3 protein-coding genes and 2 pseudogenes are annotated in these 3,583 nt (G+C 61.1%); 1 reads left to right on the top strand and 4 read right to left on the bottom strand.

All coding sequences use genetic code 11. The features are described 5' to 3' along the window. The 3 genes and pseudogenes from AC5I5I_RS06645 to AC5I5I_RS06635 all read right to left on the bottom strand — a co-directional run. Positions 1-286: pseudogene (locus AC5I5I_RS06645) on the bottom strand (hypothetical protein); the annotation flags it as partial. Between the two features lie 226 nt (positions 287-512). Next, complete coding sequence (locus AC5I5I_RS06640; protein ID WP_495971166.1) at positions 513-773, bottom strand: SemiSWEET family sugar transporter; 261 nt, start codon at positions 771-773, stop codon at positions 513-515. Between the two features lie 162 nt (positions 774-935). After that, positions 936-2,120, bottom strand: coding sequence for a zinc-dependent alcohol dehydrogenase (locus tag AC5I5I_RS06635; RefSeq protein ID WP_495971164.1), 1,185 nt, complete (start codon positions 2,118-2,120; stop codon positions 936-938). Between the two features lie 92 nt (positions 2,121-2,212). Between AC5I5I_RS06635 and AC5I5I_RS06630 the strand changes: the two genes are divergently transcribed. After that, positions 2,213-2,680, top strand: coding sequence for a hypothetical protein (locus tag AC5I5I_RS06630; protein ID WP_495971162.1), 468 nt, complete (start codon positions 2,213-2,215; stop codon positions 2,678-2,680). A 55-nt stretch (positions 2,681-2,735) separates the two neighbouring features. Here the strand turns inward: AC5I5I_RS06630 and AC5I5I_RS06625 are convergent. Continuing rightward, positions 2,736-3,234 (bottom strand): annotated as a pseudogene (locus AC5I5I_RS06625) (cysteine hydrolase family protein). Positions 3,235-3,583 lie beyond the last annotated feature (349 nt).

Raw genomic sequence — 3,583 nt, 5'->3', positions numbered from 1 at the left:
CATTCGATTTGTCGAGGGCTAGCTTGTTCGACTGAATTTCGAACATGTCGGAGATCGCGACTTTTTGGACGAACTGCCTCGTGGCGGCCGACGGGCCGGTCTGTTCGTTCTTTGACGGCGATTGCGTCCCTGTCTGTGCGTGGGCCGGAACGGCCAACGCAAGGCAGCTGGCGAGGATCATGCCGTATTTCATGCTGGCCTCCTTGGGTGCGACGTTGTGGGTAAACCTCCGGGCCAACTCCAGGGCGAGTGCCTTGTTCCGTCGCAAGCGGACGAGGAGAAGCACGCGCTTTACTGCGAAGAGCGGCCCATATTCAGGCCTCCTCCTCGAGAAGGGGCTGGAGCGGCGTTCGCTGGGACGCTCGTCAGACGCGTTTTGACCTTGGGGCGCTGCACGTGAAGCGCACGCTACCCGACAACCGGACGACCGCATTTACACACGTGGACGGCGGCCTAGGCGTAGGGCGCGCTTGTATCAAAACGCGCCTCTCGCTGTTTGCCCGTAGGTCGGCCTATCCAAACCTGAGTTTCAGAACGGTGAGCGTGGCGGCCAGCACAGCAGCGATTGCGTTGGCCAGGATGATCACGATGTCGCCCTGCATGCACCCGTAAACCACCCAAAGGGCCAGCCCCGCGGTCAGCAGCAATGTCATCCTGAGGGAGATATCGGCGGCTTCCTGCGTCCGCCATGTTTTCCATACCTGCGGTGCATTGGCGGCGGTGGTCAGTCCCGCCGCCATGAGCCCGATCAGCGTGACGACGTTCGGGTTCAACGGATCATTTCTTGAAATTGGGATCGCGCTTCGAGCGGACCAGAGAGGGGTCTTCGTAAAAGCGGCCTTTTGTCTTCGGCAGTTTCTTTTTGACGGCTTTCTTGGCTTTCGGCTGTTTCGGCATGTCGTTCGTCCTTTCGAGACCAGCAGGTACGATGCCCACTAGGCGATCCCCTGCGGGAACATCACCACCTTCACGCAACCATCCCGTTTGTCGCGGAAGGTTTTGTACAAATCAGGACCTTCTTCGAGATTGGCCGTGCGATGGGTGATGATAACGGTGGGGTCGACTTTTCCTTCCTCGATCAGCTTCATGAGGATCGGCATGTATTTGTGGACATGGGTCTGGCCGGTCCGCATTTTCAGGCCCTTGTTCATGAACGCGCCCATCGCGGTCGGTACTGCCGAACCCATGTAGACTCCCGGGACGGACACAACACCGCCAGGCCGGCAGGACAGGATCGCGTCGTTCAGGGCGTAGGAGCGGTCAGAAGCCGAGACGACCGACTGGACGGCAGAGGTCACGCGCTCCATCGTGGTCTCAGAGCCCAGGCTTTCCATGCCGACAGCGTCGATAACCGCGTCCGGACCCAGACCGCCGGTCAGCTCCAAGAGCTGATCGTGAACGCTGCCATCCTTAAAGTTGACGGTCTCCGAACCGAGCGATTTGGCAAGCTCCAGACGTTCCGGCACGGAATCGATCGCGATGACCCGTCCGGCCCCGAGCACGAAGGCCGAGATGATGGAAAAGAGGCCGACCGGACCGCAGCCCCAGACGGCGATGGTCTGGCCGGGCTGGATGTCGCAATTCTCCGCAGCCATGTACCCGGTCGGAAAAATATCCGATAGAAACAGGACCTGCTCGTCGGAATAGCCATCTGGCACGACGAACGCCCCGAAGTCCGCATAGGGGATGCGCACGTATTCGGCCTGACCGCCGCGGTACCCGCCTGTCATGTGCGAGTAACCGAGCGCGCCCGCGACCTGATAGCCGATAGCCTTTGCCTGCTTATCGCCCTCCCGGTTTGTCCGCTCGCAACAGGAGTAGAGCTCCATCCGGCACATCCGGCATTCGCCGCAGGCAAGGCAGAACGGGATGACGACCCGGTCGCCGATTTTCAGTCGCCTATTCTCGCTGCCGACCTCGACCACCTCGCCCATGCATTCGTGGCCAAGTACGTCGCCGCTTTTCATTTCCGGAACGAAGCCGCCGATAAGGTGAAGATCAGAGCCGCAAATCGCGCAGGCGGTTACTTTGATGATCGCATCGCGACCGTCTTCGATCGACGGGTCTGGCACGGTGTCGCAACGGATGTCGCCGCGTCCGTGATACACGAGGGCTTTCATGTCTGGCTCCGCCTCCAAGATGAATACGATCGAAAATGTGAGGTCGCCAAACCGTCTCTGGATGGCGAGAACCCAATGCGCGGGGTCTCATCGTGTTCCCACAGTGGCGAGCGGTCGCGCTTCGCGCTCGCAGCGGCGCGCAACAGCGCATCATCGCCACCGACGCGGATGACACGCGCCAGCTTCTTTTCATTCAGCGTCGGGTGCGCGGGCTACGAATGGTCGTCCGGAAGACCGCTACCCAATCAAAGGAAAAAAGCCGCCCCGCGTCGGGCGGCTTTCCGGCTGAACGTCGGGAGGGGAGCATTCGGCCATCTCTCACTCTTCAGACGACGCAGGCGCTACCGGTTCTGGCCGCCCTGTTGTCCACCTTGTCCGCCTTGTCCGGGCTGCTGGTTCTGCTGCCCGGGCTTCTGCTGACCGCCTTGTCCGCCTTGCTGGCCACCCTGGCCAGGCTGCTGGTTTTGCTGGCCCGGATTCTGCTGGCCACCCTGACCGCCCTGATTGTTCTGGTTCATGCAAATCCTCCTTCGGGTTGCACCAGTTCAACCGGCCGCTGACCCGGACGTTCCAAACACTCTTCGTACCGTGAGTGCAGCATGACGCATCCGCGAGCTATCTAGGGGCCAGGATGTCCTCCGCCGACGCCGTATCCACCTGATGCGTGAACCGGCCGTGAAAAACGTTGAGCATCGCGTCGTGTCCTTCGTCGGACGAGCTGCAGATCGCGTCATCGGCCAGAACCACGCGCCAACCCGCATCGACCGCGTGCAGGACCGTCGCCAGCACGCATACATCCGTTTTTCTGCACCAGTGATCACGAGCGTGTCCGCGGCCATCGCGACGAGTTTCGCTGGCAGCTCCGAGCCCACGAACGCGGAGTAGTGTATCTTGTCGATGACGATCGCGGGCGGGACAATCGCGCCAGTTCCGGCACGAGGTCGAGCGCGTCGGGCTCGAGATTGGCGCGCAGTGCATCCGGCCAGTGGGCATAATAACTCTGCCACATACCGCGCGCTTCAGATGGATCGTGCGGCGTCAGGAAACGCGTGAAGATCGTTCGCTCGGCATGCCGTGACGCGAGCTCGGCAATCACCGGCAGTACCCTGGGCATCCATGGTGTCGCTCAGACGCCGCCTGGTGAGAAAATGTTCTGCATGTCGACGCATACATGAACCGTTCGCTCGCTCAGGGTCTTCGAAAGCCCTGACCCCATCGCGATCACCTTCCACTGGACGCATGGGACAGCCGTGTTCTCATGTATCGTTGGGGCCCTGTCACGCCACATAAAGCCAAAGACAGCTCGGTCCGGAACAAGTCCCGAACCGGGTAGGCGGTTTCAACGCAAGGTCTACACGACCGAGGCCGGCATTCGTGCCACGGACATCAGCGGCTGAGCGACCTGGTTGAGGAGTTGATCGGCATTCTGCTCTTCGCCGAGCGACTGCGTCATCAGATGCACA

It is taken from the genome of Pseudorhodoplanes sp. (assembly GCF_059499825.1).
This window is presented reverse-complemented; position numbering and strand designations above follow the sequence as displayed.